We start from the raw sequence: 15,965 nt of genomic DNA on the forward strand, positions 1-15,965 counted from the left end.
CAGCTTTAAGTCAATTATTGTATTTTTTCCAGTATTTATTTCTTTTCCTGATACTTTATACAGCAGGGCCCGGAAATCTTGCAAGCCGGACATTTATTCCATATCCGGTAATTAACAAGACTCTCCGCCAGATTAAAAGAAACGACTTATCTCTTTTCAGTATTTCCGCCTTTGTCTGCTGCCTCTCCCCACGAGTAGATTAAAAGGCTGTAATTTTTTGTTTCAATCGGTTTTTCAAAATGATTTTTAACATATTCCCGGATTTCACCGCTTGTATAGGCATCTGTATTAAAAAGATATTTTTCAAGAACAATCCAGCCACTTTTATGAGTACTAATAATTTTTTTCAAATCTTCAAGATTTTCAATACATGGAACTCCTTCGTATATATCCACCCATCTGCCGTTCTTGTTTGCGTCTTTGAATCTCATTGATTGCCGAAGCAACCCGAAATTCAAAGTATAATCAGTAGCAGGGCAGTAAAACGAGCTTATTTGCGGAAGATTTGAAATAACAATATCTCCTTTCTGCATATTTTCACGCAGATACTTTCCAGCCGCCTTCCATTCACCGGGAGTTACTGCCATATTTGTTTTTCCGTCTTCTATCTTAGGAATATTGAGGCTGATTCTCATCCACGGTGAAACAAGAAAAACAACTGCCACTGAGAGAGAAATCAAATATCTAAGATAGGGTGCTAACTTCTTAACCCTCATTTTTATTTCATTTTTCACGGAATTCTCAGACTCAACAGAGGCTGTTTTCACAAACCATACAAGAGAATATGCTGCAAGAAATATGAAGAAGGGATAAACATTAAAGAGATACATAGGGACTCTGTGAGTAAAAACAAATGACAGCATGAACAATTGGAATGTAAACAGTATGAAAGAAAATATGCCTCTCTTATTACCCTTGAATATTACAAGTACTGCACCTGCAAAAAATAACGCACCCATTGGAAATCTGTAAACTGACATAATGAAATCAAAAAGAAGCAGTCTGTACTTTGCGCCCACATCTCCTTTTACCCATTCAGGTGTATATGCCAGATAATACTTCAGGTTTGCCCTTATCCATGGTATAAAGATAACTGCAGCTGCAGTTAAAATTATAGCAGCGGCAGATATTAACATATATTTATTAAAAAATCTTTCTCTTCCATTTAAAAAAATAAATTTGATAACGGCCATAACCAAAACGTACACAAAAAGCCCTAAAATAAAAATTGCAAATATTCTGTGAACTTTATAAAATGTATACGCACCGAGCAGCAATGTTGCTGCTATCCAGATAAGGGAAAAATCCCATTTTTTCTCAATGGAGGGCAGTATCAGAAATCTCTTTTTGCCTTTTTCAGGCTCAAACCCGAGAATAAAAGAGTACGCAACGGCCAATGTTAAAAATTGCAGCATAGTATACATCTTTGCTGTTCTTGACCACCCTACTGCAAAATGCGAAAATGCAAGAAGCAGAGCAGCTACAAGAGCCGTCTTTCGATCAAACATCCTTGCACCGATAACATAGATTAACCACACACCGAGTATTCCGAAAATTGCGGAAGGAAGCCTTGTTGCAACTTCTCCCGGTCCGATTATTTTTGAAAATAACGCTGCGCAATAAGTGTAAACAGGTGCCCGGCCGTATAAAAACCCTGAAGGCATATTCAAGCCTTCGCCGGCATTAAAAGATTGTGCTGCATAATACACATTGATTTCATCAACCCAAAAGCTCTGCCTTCCCAAATGAGATAATCTTAAAAATGATGCAGCAGCCAAAATTACAGCAAGAATAATCCAGTATCTGAACTTGTCTTTATTTATTTTTTCGCCTGATTGATAATCCATGTCATAATCTCCCCTTTTCTGTTGAAAGGCCGGACCTGTAAGGCCCGCGGATAAATCCCCAGGTATACGCTATTAATCCTAAAAATATCAAGGGATAGTGAAAAATAAAGCTTAAAAACAGTTTATAATCTGACTGAACTAACCGTTTGCTTATTATCAAAGTTCTGTAAACAGGAATAAACACAATTAAAGGAGGATATTTAAGAAGAAAATATCCATGCCGTTTTGTCCTTCTTCGCGTCTCATTTGCACCTTCTCCCAAAGCAACCTGATTTTTAATAAAATGATTAAACCCTGTTCTGTTTCTGTGAGTTATTGATGCATCCGGTAAAAAATAAATATTGTATCCGGATGTCACAATATTATCACAAAGTATTGTATCTTCACCCTTCATAAAATCCGGGAAAAATCCGACACTCTCAAGTAAATCTTTACTTACACATAAATTACATGAAGGCAGAGCTCCCACGTCTCCCATTTTTGCCATTGGATTCATCTCATTAAATTCAAGCAGATATTCCGCAGTACCCACATAACTGTCAGGAGTGCCATTTGCAACACCCCCTCCTGCTGCTTTGTATCCTGCCTGCAGTTTTTTCCAAAGTAATTTCAGCCAGTCAGGGCTTGCTATGCAGTCACTATCAATAAAGAACACAAAACTGCCGCGAGCCAAACGCGCGCCCTCTGATCTGGCAAGGCCAGGCAGAGTCCTTCTGTTGAGATGCAGAACTTTTACCTCTGTGAAACACTCTTTCACATCCTGTGTAATATCTTCAGGTGAACTGTCAACTACTATAACTTCATAGGGCATATCTATTGTCTGATTCATAACAGATTCAAGACAAAGAAATAGATCCCTTCCTGATTTATAAGAGGGAATAACAATGGAAATTTCCGGTGCTACACTATTATTATTTTTTATCTGCATTTCTCTATTTTCCTGCCAATGTTTCAATTGCATCTATCATTCCGTTCCAATCTCTGTTTTTTCTATCCAAAGCATAATTTTTAAGAAATTCAGAATCTTTTTTTATTTTGCCTGCCATGAACTCTCTCATTGATTCTGCAAGAGCATCAACATTATCGGGTTCAATTACAACGCCATGTGTTTCAGATATAACATTCTCGGCAAGGCCGCCAACATCAGTTACTATTACAGGTCTTCCCATTGTAAATGCAAGCTGAGGTACTCCGCTCTGAGTTGCATCTCTGTAAGGAAGAACAACAACATCAGCAGCTGAAAAAAACAGTTCGAATTCATCCTCGGATACGTATCTGTCAACAATAGTTATTTGTTTATTCAGGCCCTTATCTTTGATGAGAGTATTGTAAAAATCTCTTTTACCCCAAAACTCTCCGGCAATTAAAAGATGTGCGGATTCATTATCAATCAGGGAAAGAGCATCTATTAATAAATCCAACCCTTTGTAATAACGCACAAATCCAAAAAAGAGAAAAACAATCTTATCAGAAGGAATACCAAGAGATTGCCTTGCCTCGTAATTATTAATCCCTTTGATTACCGGCTCAGGATGAGGTGCAATCGGGAGGGCCTCAACATCTTTTCCCGGACAGATTTCCATTAATTTCTTTTTATCCGATTCGCTGTGCACTGTAAATCCCTGAGAGGATCTCAGAGCCCATTTCGTAATTGTTTCCCATATAACCCCGTTCTCATGAGGGAGAACATTATGGCATACATAAACAGTTTTTACTCCTATACGCTTTCTTACAATATTTGATATAAATTTCCAGCAAAACGCAAAAAACGGGACCCACCATATAAAAACAATAATATCCGGTTTATATGATACTATACTCTCGGCAGTATATGCCCACGTCGCAGGATTTAATGAATCTATTATATAACTACACTCTTTAAATTTCCTGATTTTACCTGGTTCTCTGTCTGTGCTGCCCGGAAATAAAAATGACGGATACTGCCTTTTAAAAGAAATAAAATAAACCTCGTGCCTCTTTTTAAGAAATTTCCACAAGAGAGTTGTGTGCTGAGCAATGCCGCCTCTAAAAGGGAATGTCGGGCCTATAAGAACAATCCGCATTTTTTTATTTATCCCCTTTAATATCACTCTTTTTCAAACGATACAAAACTTCCTCTATCAGTCTTCTATTGGCTGAAATAATGTCAGCAAGTAATCCTATCATACCTACCTGAAATCCCACAATCATAAAAACCGCAGAAAGAATCAATGACTGTATATGGCCCTCACCCTGATGAGTAAGGAAAAAATAAAGGAATCTCATAGATACAAGAAAACCTACACCAAAAATAAATCCGCCAATATATAAAAAAGTCTTTAAAGGCTCATAAAGAGCATAAATTCTGGCAATTGTTGCACCTGACTGATTTATATATGCAAAAATACTTTTAAAAAGTCTTGAAGGCCTTGTTGGTTTATTTGTCCTTATTGATACATGGGCTATCGGGATACCCTTTTTACCAGCCTGAATTATTGTGTCAAGTGTATATGTAAATTGTGATATCACATTCATCCTTAATGCTGCTTCCCTGCTGAATGCTCTGAACCCGCTTGTTACATCAGGAACAGTTGTATTTGAAATATGCCGAACAACCCAGCTTCCCAGTTTTTGAAGCAGCTTTTTGATAAATGAAAAGTGCTCTACCTGCATTACTTCCCTGTCTCCGACCACCATATCAGCACTTCCTGCAAGTATCGGGTCAATTAATTTTTGAATATCCTCAGCTCTGTATTGGTTGTCTCCATCAGTGTTTACAATAATATCTGCTCCGAATCTGAGAGAAGAATCAAGGCCTGCCGAAAAGCTGACTGCAAGCCCTCTGTTGCTTGTAAGACGTACAATATGATCTACTCCCAGCTCTCTTGCCTTTTCCACAGTCCTGTCTGTACTTCCGTCATCAATTACCAGAAGTTCAACAATATCAATGCCATCAAATTTTCGGGGAATTGCCTTTATTGTTGCAGGCAAAGTCCTCTCTTCATTATAACAGGGTATCTGAATTATAAGCTTCACAACCCCCCCCGCTAGTTAATTATTTCTTCTATATTATATTCAGTAACATCGCCTGCGTGAGTAAAAATAATCATCTCACCAAGCAGGCCTATTGATATCATCTGAATACCGATTACAAGTAAAAGAGCACCGAGAATTAAAAGCGGCCTTCCTGCAATAGGCCCCATGCCAAGAATTCTGTAAATGAACAGATAAACTTCAATTGCAAGACCTGCTGCACTGAAAAATGAACCCACAAACCCCAGAAAATGAATTGGTTTTTTCGAATAACGGGTAAGAAAAATTACCGTTATTATATCAAGCATACGCTGGACATACTCCCTTGGATAACGGGAATTACGGAAACTCCCGGGCAGCTGAGCTATTTTCTCTTCAGAAACCTTATACCCCTGCCCTGCAGCAAGAACAGGAATAAAATTGTACAAATCTCCGTAAAATGATATTTTATTAAGCACTTCTCTTTTTGTAACAAGAATACCGCTGTTGATATCGTGCAGCCGCCTCTTTAAAAACCAGCTTGCAAGAAGATTAAAAACTTTTGAGACACTTCTGTTAAGAACGGAATCTCTGCGGGGTGAACGCCATCCTGCAACAAGATCACTTTCCCCGTCAAGCTTTTCAAGAAATGCCGGAATGCCGTAAGGATCAATATTGACTCTTCCCGAAATATAAACGATAATATCTCCCATAGAGTACTTAAGGCCGGCATCAAGGCATGCAGCTTCACCGAAAGTAGAACGCATACGAACAATATGAATTTTATCATCATTTTTCATCAGCATGTGCAGCTTTTCAAAAGTGCTGTCATTAGACGCATCATCTATAAAAATATACTCTATCGATTTGCTGACACTCTTCACAGCATCTGCCAAAGAAGTGTAAAAATCTTCAATATTTTTCTCTGCATTAAAAATTGAAACTATTACCGATACCTCTGCATGGGAACTGTCACTCTTTCTCATACCAGTCCTCGTATTTATCAGTTAAAAGTGGAGAGAGAGTAAGGCCTCTCCTATCCCCTGTTTTCACAATGAGGCTTGCAACAAGCCCTAAAAAGAAAAACTGCAGTCCTGTTACAAAAAACAGGAATACAAGAGTAATAACAATATTAAGCTCAGCAGCATCAAGAGTTTTTCCTGCAAAAAGAAACAGAAACCATAAAAGTGCAAGGATCCCAAGAGCAATAACTCCCGCACCTAATTTGCCGAAAAATCTTAAAGGAGCACGAAGATATTTAAGAAAAAGATTAAGAGAAGACAAATCCATAAGTACACGGAATGTCCTCGTAAGATTGTACTTTGATTTTCCGAACTTTCTGGCATGATGGTTTACAGGTATTTCCGCAATCCTTGCTCCTTCAATTTTTGTCAGTGCCGGAAGGAATCTGTGCATCTCCCCATAAAGCCTTATCCCCTGTATTGCTTCCCTTCTGTATGCCTTAAGTGCACATCCCGTATCATGAAGATCAACATGGGTAACAGAGCAGATAAGCCTGTTTGCAATAAAAGAAGGTACTTTTCTTATAAATAGCTTATCCTGTCTGTTTTTACGCCACCCGCTCACAACATCATAGCCCTCTTCCAATTTTGAAAGAAGTTTCGGTATATCTGCCGGATCATTCTGCAGGTCTCCATCCATAGTTACAAGAACATCCCCTGTAGATATTGAGAATCCTGCTGCCATTGCAGCAGACTGGCCAAAATTCTTACGTAAAAAAATAGCTCTGAAATCCGGATCTGCAGCGGCAATCTCCTTAAGTTTATCTCGTGTTCCGTCTGTACTGCCGTCATCAATAAAAATTATCTCTGTCAGCAAATCAAGATTGTCCACAGCTTTCTTAATTGCGGAATAAAGCAAAGGTACATTCTGTTCTTCATTAAAAACAGGTACTACAACTGAAAGGCCTGTAATGTTATTTGTTAAATTCATATTTATAGATCAACCTGCTTCCACACCGAATCCATTATTTCCATAGAGAGACGGCCGTTATCAAGACTGACAGGCATTTCCGTGCCGTCTAAAATTGACTTATAGAAAAGATTAATTAATATCTCATTACCTTTAAACAGCGTGTGCTTGCCGGTAAACACCTTTATCTCGTTGCTCAATCCTTTAAAATACATTTTCCTGCCGTTGCGTTTAAGCACCATGTTTCTGCTTAAAACCTTGGGAGCCATAGGCACATCTTTGTTTAAGAGAGTGGTGTTGTACATAAAATCAACAGTCAGGCTGCCTTTGGTTCCGTAGAGCCTTAAGAAACATAAACGCGGTGTTGCATTAAAAGACAGAACAATGGATGCAAGAACTTTACCGGATTTCATTGATATTCTGAGTTCATCACTCTTCATAAAAGGTACAACTTTGTGATATGCGGAAGAGACATTAATATCAGAAACATCATCAACAATATCAAGTAAAACACTTAAGGGATGAGAAATAAAATTTTGGAAAAGGGAGCCCGGAAGATCGTAAACCCAGTGGTTTCTCGCCTGCCACCTTAGATAGGGGCTGCCTGTATTTGAACTGTAGGATGTCCCGAACCAGCTCTCAACCTGCACAATATTGCCTATTGCTCCGCTGTTCAGTATCTCCCTTGCTTCAATCATTGCAGGATCATAAAGAAGAGAATGTTCAACACACAGTTTAACATTGTTCTCTTTTGAAGTGCGGATCATCTCCCCGGCCTCCTCTGCATTAACAGCCATTGGTTTTTCCACAAGTACATGACACCCTTTTTTCATTGCTGCGATTGATACCGGGGCATGAGTCTGTGCTGAAGATACGACATGAACAACATCAAGATTCTCTTTGTCAAGCATTTCCAAATAATCGGAATAGATATTTTCAACACCGAATTTTTCCGAAAGTCTCTTTGCAGCATCAACATTTGTATCACAAAGCGCAGTAACATTTGCATTTGGAATCTTTTTAAGGATTGACAGATGTGTTTTTGAAAATGAACCGCATCCGACAATTCCGACATTTAGTTTTTTCTTCGAATTTATTACAATCCGCTTTTCAGGTACAAGGTGATGACATACAGGTTTCTGCTGATCTTTATGCCACTCCATAACCTCTTTAACAGCTTCTCTGACATTAGGAACCGGCACCCAATCCAGATCTTCTTTTGCACGTGTATTTGGATATTTAAGGGAAAGTGTAAATAATTTAAGATATTGAGGGCTAAGGCGTGAAGGGGCCGCCTTACCCATTATACCGAACATTTTTCTAAGCATAAACGCTAGAACCTTTACAATTGGAAACAGTATTCTGATTATTTTAAATTTCGGATTCAAAATACTCTTCAGTATCTTAAGATACTCTATTTTGCTGACAGATTTGTCTTCAGTAAGATTATAAGCTTTACCTGCACATTTTTCACAAGTAAGTGATTTGGCCACTGCATCTGCAACAGTACGAACATGCGTTAGGGTCAATTCCGATTTTCCGCTGCCTACAATTATATATCCGTTTGCTCCTGCTGCTATACCAAGACGTGCGGGATAGAGAAGGCCTCCGGGCCCGTAAAGCGCCGCAGGCCGAAGTACAACTGTTTCCAGTCCTTCTTTTTCATGAAACTCTTTTATAAGGTTCTCAGCCTCAATTTTTGAACGTGAATAATGATTTGTATATTCCTGTTCAAAAGGAGAATCCTCAGGAAATGATGATCCGTTCTTGACGTTTGAATGGTCGTATACAACAACAGAGCTGATAAATATAAATCTCTTAACTTTGTGTTTTACCGCTTCTTTTAAAATCCGCTCGGTTGAAAGCACATTCTCTTCGTAAAAATTCTCCCACGGGCCTCCCTTTGATGTTGCAGCGTGTACAATTGCATCTGCACCCTTAATCGAATCAAGCCAGGAAGTTTCGCGGATATTCCCAATAACATAATTTAAGTTGTACTCATCAAGATGACTGATATTACTTGTCGGCCTTATGAGTGCTGTAATCTCATGCCCCTGCTCTTTTAAAGCTTTGACAAGGTGCTGGCCAAGAAAACCTGAAACTCCTGTCATAAATATTTTCATTTATCCGCTCCGATCTTATTCCAGTTTTTATTTACATTTTCTAACCACAATTCCAGAATAACGAGGGCCCACAGCCTGTGTGAATGATTGAACTGTTTTAACTCATGTTCCCTTATCATCTTTTCAACAGCTTTGTAATACACTATACCCCGCCTGCTGATTCTTGCTTCAGATAAAATGTCTCTTATAAAACCATTTACTGTTTTATTATCTCTCATCCAGTTTTTAAGAGGTACACTGTGCCCCAATTTATCTTTTCTGTGTGTAATCTCAAAAGGCAGAAGAGGTTCAACTGCAACTCTTTCAATATACTTGGTGTCTGAAAATCCTTTTATCTTAAGTTTGGAATCTATTTTCGAGCAAAGGCTCACTATTTCAGGGTCAAGCATCGGCGTTCTCGGAACCAGGCCGAATCCCCTTACCACATCCATACGCCTCAGATAAAATTGTACAACTGTCTGATAATCGCTGTACAAAGATCTGCCGAGAGAATCTTCAGCTTTCGCCCTGCTGTTAATACTGAGTACATCTTTAAACACATCATCAGGATCTGCGGAATTAAAAATATCTCCTGCTACGATATCTGAAAGAGAACCGGGCTGATAATAGACACGCCATCTGTGAGTGCCAAGTTCTTTTGGGAAAAAATAACTTTCTGAGAAACGTTTGAGCTTGACTTTAAGGTCTTTCTTTTTTTCCGAATCGTGAAGCCGCCTGCCCATACTGAAAAACGGGTTGAGAATAAAATCCGGAATAACTGAAAAAATCTCTGCAGTCTTATCCGCAATGTACACAGGATGCCCTGCAAAAAGCTCGTCCCCTCCGTCTCCGGTAAAAATGTCTTTAACTTTTGAACCTGCCTCTGAGGCGAGAAGATATGTAGCAATGTTTATCCCCACGTCGCTGAACGGTTCATCCATAAGCGTTGTCATGGAAGCAGCCTTAAGCACACTCTCAGGCGTGTATTCAATCACTCTGTGTTCTGTTTTAAAAGCATCGGCAACTATCCTGGCAAATGGAGACTCATCAAAAGATTCTCCTCTGCACCTGAATGAAAATGTTGATACACGGCCAGCCCCGTTTTTATCAAGGAGGGACACAACACTCGACGAATCGAGCCCGCCTGAAAGGAAAGCGCCTGTCTTATCCGGCTCTTTTAAACGGAGTTTTACAGCTTTTGCAAGTTCTTCGCGAATCATCACAGCTGCATCTTTTTCCGATTTGATTTCATTCGTAAAACTGATATCCCAGTACTGCTTCTCTTTTATCCCTTTATCGCTCCATGTAAGATAGTGCGCAGGCCGGATTTTTTTTATTCCATTGAAGAAAGTTTCCGTTCCGGGATTATAGCAAAAAACAAGATATCTTAAAAGTGTGGAATAATTGATCTCCCCTGTTCTGTCAAGAACAACTGCAAGAGCTTTAAGGGAAGTGGAAAAAACAAGGCCGTCATCTTTCTCGGCAAAAAACAGTGTGCCTGCCCCGATTCTGTCTCGTACAAGTACTAATTTATTTTCTTTTCTGTTCCAGGCTGCTGCTGTAAAATCGCCGTTTATACCTGCCCACATCGCATCCTGCTGATTTTCATATAATTCGTATAGCTTTCCCGCATCAAGTTTATCATCCCTTCCATTAACAGAGTATATTTCTCCGTCAATAAATACAGGGCTGTTTTTATCGCCTGAAAGAGCAGAATCCTTATCAGAAAAAAATATAAAAAGGTTATCCTTTTCAAATAAGATGCCTTTATGCAACAAATCCCCGCTTGCAAGTTGTTGGAAACGAGGTTTAATATCCCTTACTGCTGATTTGCCTGCCGCGCCTATGAGCATTACTTTTATGTCCCTTAATTAATAAATCTTTTTACAAGCACCCAGTAAATTTTTAGAACTGCATTCATAATACCAGTACCCATCTTGATGATTTTTGACTGGCTCCCTTCTCCTATGAGATCTATTGAAGCACCTGTTAACACATCTTTATCCCTCACTCTTTTAATCTTCATCACCTCACGTCTTTTGCGAAGAACAAGAGGGAGTGACCATAGTGCTGCAAATCCTCCTTTAATTACAGGCCAGCCCTGCCCCTTGAGAAGCATACCGAAAAAAACCGCTCCCTGGTAAAGAAAAATTGCAGGCAGAGTAAAAAACAGAGTACGCAGATTGTAAGTTTTCAGTACAAACCACCAGCGGTTTCTTACCTGATAAAAGACCCACGGCATTCCTTTTTTCTCTTTCAAATGGAAGACCCTGGCTCCTGCAACATTTAGACAGGGATAACCTGCTATCGTCATTCTGAAAGAAAAATCTCCGTCTGCCCATCCGTAAAAAAAGTCTTCGTCAAAATACCCTATCTCTTCAGCCTTTGCCTTGTCAACAAGCATTGCGCCTGCAGGTACTGCAGCAACAGGCCGGGGGACATCAAACATAAATCTGTTCATAACAGCCCCGCCTGCAAAATGAATATGTGCTCCGTTGTACTGAATTTTTTCCGGGCTGTTAAAAAACCGAATTTGAGCGCTTGCTACTCCTGCATCAGGATTTGAATCAAGGGCCATGTTCAGTTTTGACAGGGCATCAGGTGCAAGTACAATATCATTGTCCACAAGAAGTACCCGCGGAGCCGCGGCCTCTTTTAAAATCAGATTTCTTGACGGATTAGGCCCTCTGTTTTCCATTGATATGATTTTGACATCGGGGAATTTCGATTTAAGGACATCAAGGCTGTTATCTGTTGACGAATTATCTACTGCTATTATTTCCGAAATACCATGACAATCCTGCTTATAAATTGCATCCAGCGTCTTTCCCAGTACTTTCTCACCGTTGTAATTTATAATTCCTATTGTCACAGGTACCGGAGGAGTACCCTCCTCAGGCGGTTCCCGCTTTTTAAGTACTTTTGCAGGGCTTCCGACAGCAACTGCATAATCAGGTAGGTCTTTATTTACAACAGAACCAGCTCCTACAATAACGTTCCTGCCGATATTCACGCCGTCAAAAACAGATACATGCGCACCAAGCCACCCCCCCGGGCCTATGGTTATTCCTTCGGAAGAACGGCTCTGATGCAGTACAGGTATTGAGGGATTATCAAAGTGATGAGTTCCGCCTACAAGATAAGTATATGCTGCAAACAGATTGCTGGCGCCTACCCTTACCCTGCTTGCAGAAAAAATGTGGCAATTCGCGCTTATGTTAACTTCGTCCTCAAGTATTATATCACCATTCTTGCAATTGAGGATTGTATTTCTTCCTATAAAAACGCCATTACCTATGTAGATTCCATGGTTGCCTGTTCCTTTTGCATCAAGAACGCAATTATCATCTATAACAACATTGCTTCCTATAAAAATCTTTTCCGGATGGCGTAAAACAACATTCTGCCCGAAAGTAACATTTCTGCCTGCGGAGCCCAGCAGTTTCGGATAAAGGGATTTACGCAAAACAAGGCCCAAAGCTCCCGGCATCCAACTTGCAATACCTATTATTGTTTCATATTTAAGGAGCTTAAATATTCCCTTTGTCCCGAGCACAAGATCCTGGTACTTTGCCAGATTCCCCTTGCTGCTGAACAGCTCTTTTTGAATTTCTATGGTTTGATTCTGATCCATGTATCAGATAAGCCCCTCTTTTTTATACCACTCTGCAGTTTTTTTCAGACCGTCATAAATTGATACATTAGGATTGTATCCCAACACCTTCTTTGCTTTTGATATGTCAAATGCTCTGTCCTTAATAAAAAAATCAACTCTTCTTCTGTAAACCGGAGGAGAGATTCTCAGGGGAGTACAAACAAATTCACACAACGCGCCTGCAAGCCACAAAGGCCAAACCGGGTAGTGAAGCTTCCTGATGTTAACATTTAATACTTTTGCAATTGTCTCAACAAATTCATTCAGGGTTGTATATCTTTCTCCTGCAATTGTAAATATCTCTCCCTCTACTCCGGGGGTTTCCCCCACAAGAATTATTCCGTCAACAAGATCATCAATATAAGTAAGATGATAGAGCACATTACCGGATCCGAACATTCTGAATTTTCTGTTGCCTATGAATTTAAAAAGTTTCAGAAACCTTGTGTCACCAGGGCCATAAATACCCACAGGCCTGAAAACAACACCGGGAAGCCCCCTGTTTTTAAAAAAATCCAAAGCAAGAAGTTCCCCCTCCATTTTGGATTCCTGATAGTAATCACCCGGATTGTACCTGGTATTTTCAGATGCAGGAGGATTCTCTATCTCACCCTGCACACCTACAGTGCTGCAGTGTACAAATCTCTTTATTCCGGTTTCGGCTGAAGCTTCAAGAAGATTTTTTGTGCCTTCTACATTCACTTCCCAGAAACGTTTTCTCGGAATATTCTGCTCTCTGTAAACAGCTGCTATGTGATAGACAATATCTATTCCATTAAGAGCAGGAACAAGGCTTTTCTTATCAGTTAAATCTCCAACAGCTAATTCCATTCCAAGAGATTCAAGCCCGGCACCTTTTTCTTTTGACCGGACAAGACACCTTACCTGATAACCTTTTTTATTAAGTGCACGTGCAAGATGGCCGCCTGTAAACCCCGTTGCTCCTGTAACAAAAACTTTTATCATTCAAATATCTCCTTAAGACCATTGAGTATAAATTTTATCAACTTCGTCAATCTCATTCTGCTTACGGTTTTCCGGCCAGTTGAGCTCTTTTGCCATTATGTCTGCACAGCGGTTCAATGCTTCTTTTCCGGGGTGTCCCATTGACCCGAGATCAGTCCGGCGCAGAATAACATCGGAAAGTTTCTGTGCGGCTTCTTCCCTGACAGCAAAAATAATTTCTGCCTCAAGTACTTCTTTTGAACCGGGCACAAGGCCGCCTTTTGTCTGTTCGTGTATTTCAAATATTGATTTGTATTCAGTACCGTAGCTTAGTCCAAGGTGTTTACTTACTTCACCGGGAATATTATCAGGAGTATTTCTGACAACTTCTTTTTCAAAATTGTCAAAAGAAGAGATGTCTCCACCATACAATTTTGTGGTTTTGGAAACAGACTTTAACGCTTTTTTGCCCAATTTTCCGGTTACAAGATTAACCATCTTTTCAGCTACGTCCCTTGCTGTTGTATATTTAACGCCAACCACACTCAGCAGGCCGTCAATCCTGTCTCTTTTTTTATGATCGGTAATTCTGTAATGCTTTGTTAACAGCACTTCTCCCGTATTCCTGCTTATTCCATCCATAGGCAAAAATCCCTTTTGGACGAATGTAACATCTTCCGGTTTAATGTCTGCTGCAGGAACAGCGCTGTTTACCTCTTTTAAAAAGCTCTCAACTTCCTCTCTGTTTACTGAAAGAGAAGCGTGCTCTTTTTTGTACGGCCTGTGGAAAGTACCGATTATTGTTCTTCCTCTCCATGGTGTTGCAAAAAGCACTCTCCTTCCTGATTTTGTCCCTCTGCCAGGAACATCATACCTGTAATGTCCGTAAATTCCGGCCGCAATTTCCGGGAAGAGATTACGGGACAACACAAGATTCATAGCTGTTGAAAGTTTAAACATGGAAGAAGATTGTTTTTCTTCCGGCAATATGGAGTTAATCCATGCTCCGCTGGAATTAACAACAACCTTTCCTCTTATTTCAAGTTCTTCGTTATCTACCAAATCTATAGCCTTTACTCCGACAGCTTTGCTGTTTTTAATAATAAGGCTCTCTGCCTTAACATAATTTGCAGTAACTGCTCCTTTGAAAGATGCTGATTTTACAAATGCAAGAAGAAGCCTCTCGGAACTGTACATCTGCGCATCTGTCCATACTGCGCCGCCTGTAACATTACTGCTGTCAATTCCGGGCAGAATATATAGACAGCTCTTTCTGTTAACAACCCTGCAGTTCGGTATTGTCCGCAGCGGATCAACTCCTCTGTTTCTGTCAAAACTTAAAATATCGTTTAACAGCATACCGCAGAACATAACCTCAGGACCCTTAATTAGGTGGCCGTAACATGGCAGTATACTTGGCAACGGCTGTACAAGGTGAGGAGCAATTGTAAGCATTATTCTGCGTTCACGTACAGATTCACGAACCCTTTTTACATCAAGCTGCTGAAGATAACGCAGCCCGCCGTGAACTATTTTAAGACTATTGGAAGATGTACCGCTTCCGAAGTCCCCCCTTTCCACAAGAGCTACAGACAGCCCTCTCAATGATGCATCCCATGCAATTGCAGCACCGTAAATTCCTGCCCCGACAACTATAAGATCAAATTCTTTTTCTGTAAGTGCTTTGACATTCCTTTTCATTATTTTTCTCCGAAGCCCATTAAATGCCACCCCCATTTTTTCACAATGGGTTTTGGTATAATTTTAAATGCTCCTACAAACAGTGTATTAAACAGTACTCCTTTTAATCCTCCGTGCAGCCTGGAGCGCACAGGAAAACGCTCGGGAACGATCTTCACATTAATAAACGGAGATAATATCTCTCTGAATTCATCAATCGTATATTTTTCAAGAACAGGCGCATCCTCATGTTCCAAAGAGACTTTAAAAACCCTGGACATAAAATTAAGCCACCCTTTTCTGTTGTAAACCATGGCAATAAACTGACCTCCGGGTTTTAAAACTCTATAAGCTTCTTCCGCCATTTTAACTGCATTTTCCGTATACTGAAGGACACCGTGAGCATAAACAACATCAAAAGTGTTGTCAGCAAAACTCATGGCTTCCCCGTCCATAATTTTAAAGTCACCACTTAATCCGAGATGGGAAAAATATTTCCCTGCAAGATCAATTGCTGTTTGTGAAAGATCAATCCCTGTAACAAGAGCACCGCCTGCAGCAAACTCGGCAAGGTCAATTCCAACACCGCAGCCGATCTCAAGTATTTTTTTGCCTTTGAATCCTTTAAAATCAACAATCTTCGGCAGATAGTTCAGTTTATCGAATCTGTACTCTGCAAGTTCTTCAAAAAATTCACGTGATCCAACAGGATGCTTTGCTATCTCAAGATCGTGAATACGGCTGTTCCAGTAAGATGCTATCTCTTTTTTCAAGTTTTTGTTTTCCATTTTAATCATCCTTAAAATTTATAAG

The 15,965-nt window shown here is 39.9% G+C and carries 12 protein-coding genes; all 12 read right to left on the reverse strand.

What is annotated here, in order from left to right; all coding sequences use genetic code 11:
* Positions 1 to 146 precede the first annotated feature (146 nt).
* Genes J7K93_04110 through J7K93_04165 form a run of 12 tightly spaced genes read right to left on the reverse strand, consistent with a single transcriptional unit; the run spans position 147 to position 15,940 of the window.
* Complete coding sequence (locus J7K93_04110; GenBank protein ID MCD6116178.1) at positions 147 to 1,847, reverse strand: glycosyltransferase family 39 protein; 1,701 nt, start codon at positions 1,845 to 1,847, stop codon at positions 147 to 149.
* A 1-nt stretch (position 1,848) separates the two neighbouring features.
* Positions 1,849 to 2,775: a glycosyltransferase gene (locus J7K93_04115; GenBank protein MCD6116179.1), complete on the reverse strand. Its 927-nt coding sequence runs from the start codon at positions 2,773 to 2,775 to the stop codon at positions 1,849 to 1,851.
* Between the two features lie 4 nt (positions 2,776 to 2,779).
* The gene (locus J7K93_04120) at positions 2,780 to 3,910 is read right to left on the reverse strand and encodes a glycosyltransferase (protein ID MCD6116180.1); all 1,131 of its coding nucleotides are present in this window, start codon (positions 3,908 to 3,910) and stop codon (positions 2,780 to 2,782) included.
* Between the two features lie 4 nt (positions 3,911 to 3,914).
* Positions 3,915 to 4,862, reverse strand: coding sequence for a glycosyltransferase family 2 protein (locus J7K93_04125; GenBank protein ID MCD6116181.1), 948 nt, complete (start codon positions 4,860 to 4,862; stop codon positions 3,915 to 3,917).
* Between the two features lie 11 nt (positions 4,863 to 4,873).
* Positions 4,874 to 5,824, reverse strand: coding sequence for a glycosyltransferase (locus J7K93_04130; protein ID MCD6116182.1), 951 nt, complete (start codon positions 5,822 to 5,824; stop codon positions 4,874 to 4,876).
* Entirely contained in the window at positions 5,811 to 6,791 is a 981-nt protein-coding gene (locus J7K93_04135; GenBank protein MCD6116183.1) for a glycosyltransferase family 2 protein, read from the reverse strand. Before J7K93_04135 ends, J7K93_04130 begins: the two co-directional genes overlap by 14 nt.
* Positions 6,792 to 6,793: 2 nt before the next feature.
* A complete protein-coding gene (locus J7K93_04140; GenBank protein MCD6116184.1) occupies positions 6,794 to 8,893 on the reverse strand; it encodes an NAD-dependent epimerase/dehydratase family protein in 2,100 nt (699 codons plus the stop codon).
* Positions 8,890 to 10,725 (reverse strand): hypothetical protein, encoded by a 1,836-nt coding sequence (locus J7K93_04145; GenBank protein MCD6116185.1) that lies wholly within the window; start codon positions 10,723 to 10,725, stop codon positions 8,890 to 8,892. Before J7K93_04145 ends, J7K93_04140 begins: the two co-directional genes overlap by 4 nt.
* Before the next feature lie 14 nt (positions 10,726 to 10,739).
* Complete coding sequence (locus tag J7K93_04150) at positions 10,740 to 12,506, reverse strand: glycosyltransferase (GenBank protein ID MCD6116186.1); 1,767 nt, start codon at positions 12,504 to 12,506, stop codon at positions 10,740 to 10,742.
* A gap of 3 nt (positions 12,507 to 12,509) precedes the next feature.
* Positions 12,510 to 13,493 carry an NAD-dependent epimerase/dehydratase family protein gene (locus J7K93_04155; GenBank protein MCD6116187.1) on the reverse strand — a complete coding sequence of 328 codons (984 nt, stop codon included), beginning with the start codon at positions 13,491 to 13,493 and terminating at the stop codon, positions 12,510 to 12,512.
* 12 nt (positions 13,494 to 13,505) lie between these two features.
* Entirely contained in the window at positions 13,506 to 15,173 is a 1,668-nt protein-coding gene (locus J7K93_04160; GenBank protein MCD6116188.1) for a glycerol-3-phosphate dehydrogenase/oxidase, read from the reverse strand.
* The gene (locus tag J7K93_04165) at positions 15,173 to 15,940 is read right to left on the reverse strand and encodes a class I SAM-dependent methyltransferase (protein ID MCD6116189.1); all 768 of its coding nucleotides are present in this window, start codon (positions 15,938 to 15,940) and stop codon (positions 15,173 to 15,175) included. The genes J7K93_04160 and J7K93_04165 overlap by 1 nt, the downstream gene beginning before the upstream one ends.
* Positions 15,941 to 15,965 lie beyond the last annotated feature (25 nt).

This window comes from bacterium (genome assembly GCA_021158245.1).
In the GTDB taxonomy this organism is placed as follows: domain Bacteria; phylum Zhuqueibacterota; class QNDG01; order QNDG01; family QNDG01; genus QNDG01.

Coding starts and splice junctions, on each gene's coding strand:
- J7K93_04110 (MCD6116178.1), bottom strand. CDS start 1,847: ATGGATTATCAATCAGGCGAAAAAATAAATAAAGACAAGTTCAGATAC.
- J7K93_04115 (MCD6116179.1), bottom strand. CDS start 2,775: ATGCAGATAAAAAATAATAATAGTGTAGCACCGGAAATTTCCATTGTT.
- J7K93_04120 (MCD6116180.1), bottom strand. CDS start 3,910: ATGCGGATTGTTCTTATAGGCCCGACATTCCCTTTTAGAGGCGGCATT.
- J7K93_04130 (MCD6116182.1), bottom strand. CDS start 5,824: ATGAGAAAGAGTGACAGTTCCCATGCAGAGGTATCGGTAATAGTTTCA.
- J7K93_04135 (MCD6116183.1), bottom strand. CDS start 6,791: ATGAATTTAACAAATAACATTACAGGCCTTTCAGTTGTAGTACCTGTT.
- J7K93_04140 (MCD6116184.1), bottom strand. CDS start 8,893: ATGAAAATATTTATGACAGGAGTTTCAGGTTTTCTTGGCCAGCACCTT.
- J7K93_04145 (MCD6116185.1), bottom strand. CDS start 10,725: ATGCTCATAGGCGCGGCAGGCAAATCAGCAGTAAGGGATATTAAACCT.
- J7K93_04150 (MCD6116186.1), bottom strand. CDS start 12,506: ATGGATCAGAATCAAACCATAGAAATTCAAAAAGAGCTGTTCAGCAGC.
- J7K93_04155 (MCD6116187.1), bottom strand. CDS start 13,493: ATGATAAAAGTTTTTGTTACAGGAGCAACGGGGTTTACAGGCGGCCAT.
- J7K93_04160 (MCD6116188.1), bottom strand. CDS start 15,173: ATGAAAAGGAATGTCAAAGCACTTACAGAAAAAGAATTTGATCTTATA.
- J7K93_04165 (MCD6116189.1), bottom strand. CDS start 15,940: ATGGAAAACAAAAACTTGAAAAAAGAGATAGCATCTTACTGGAACAGC.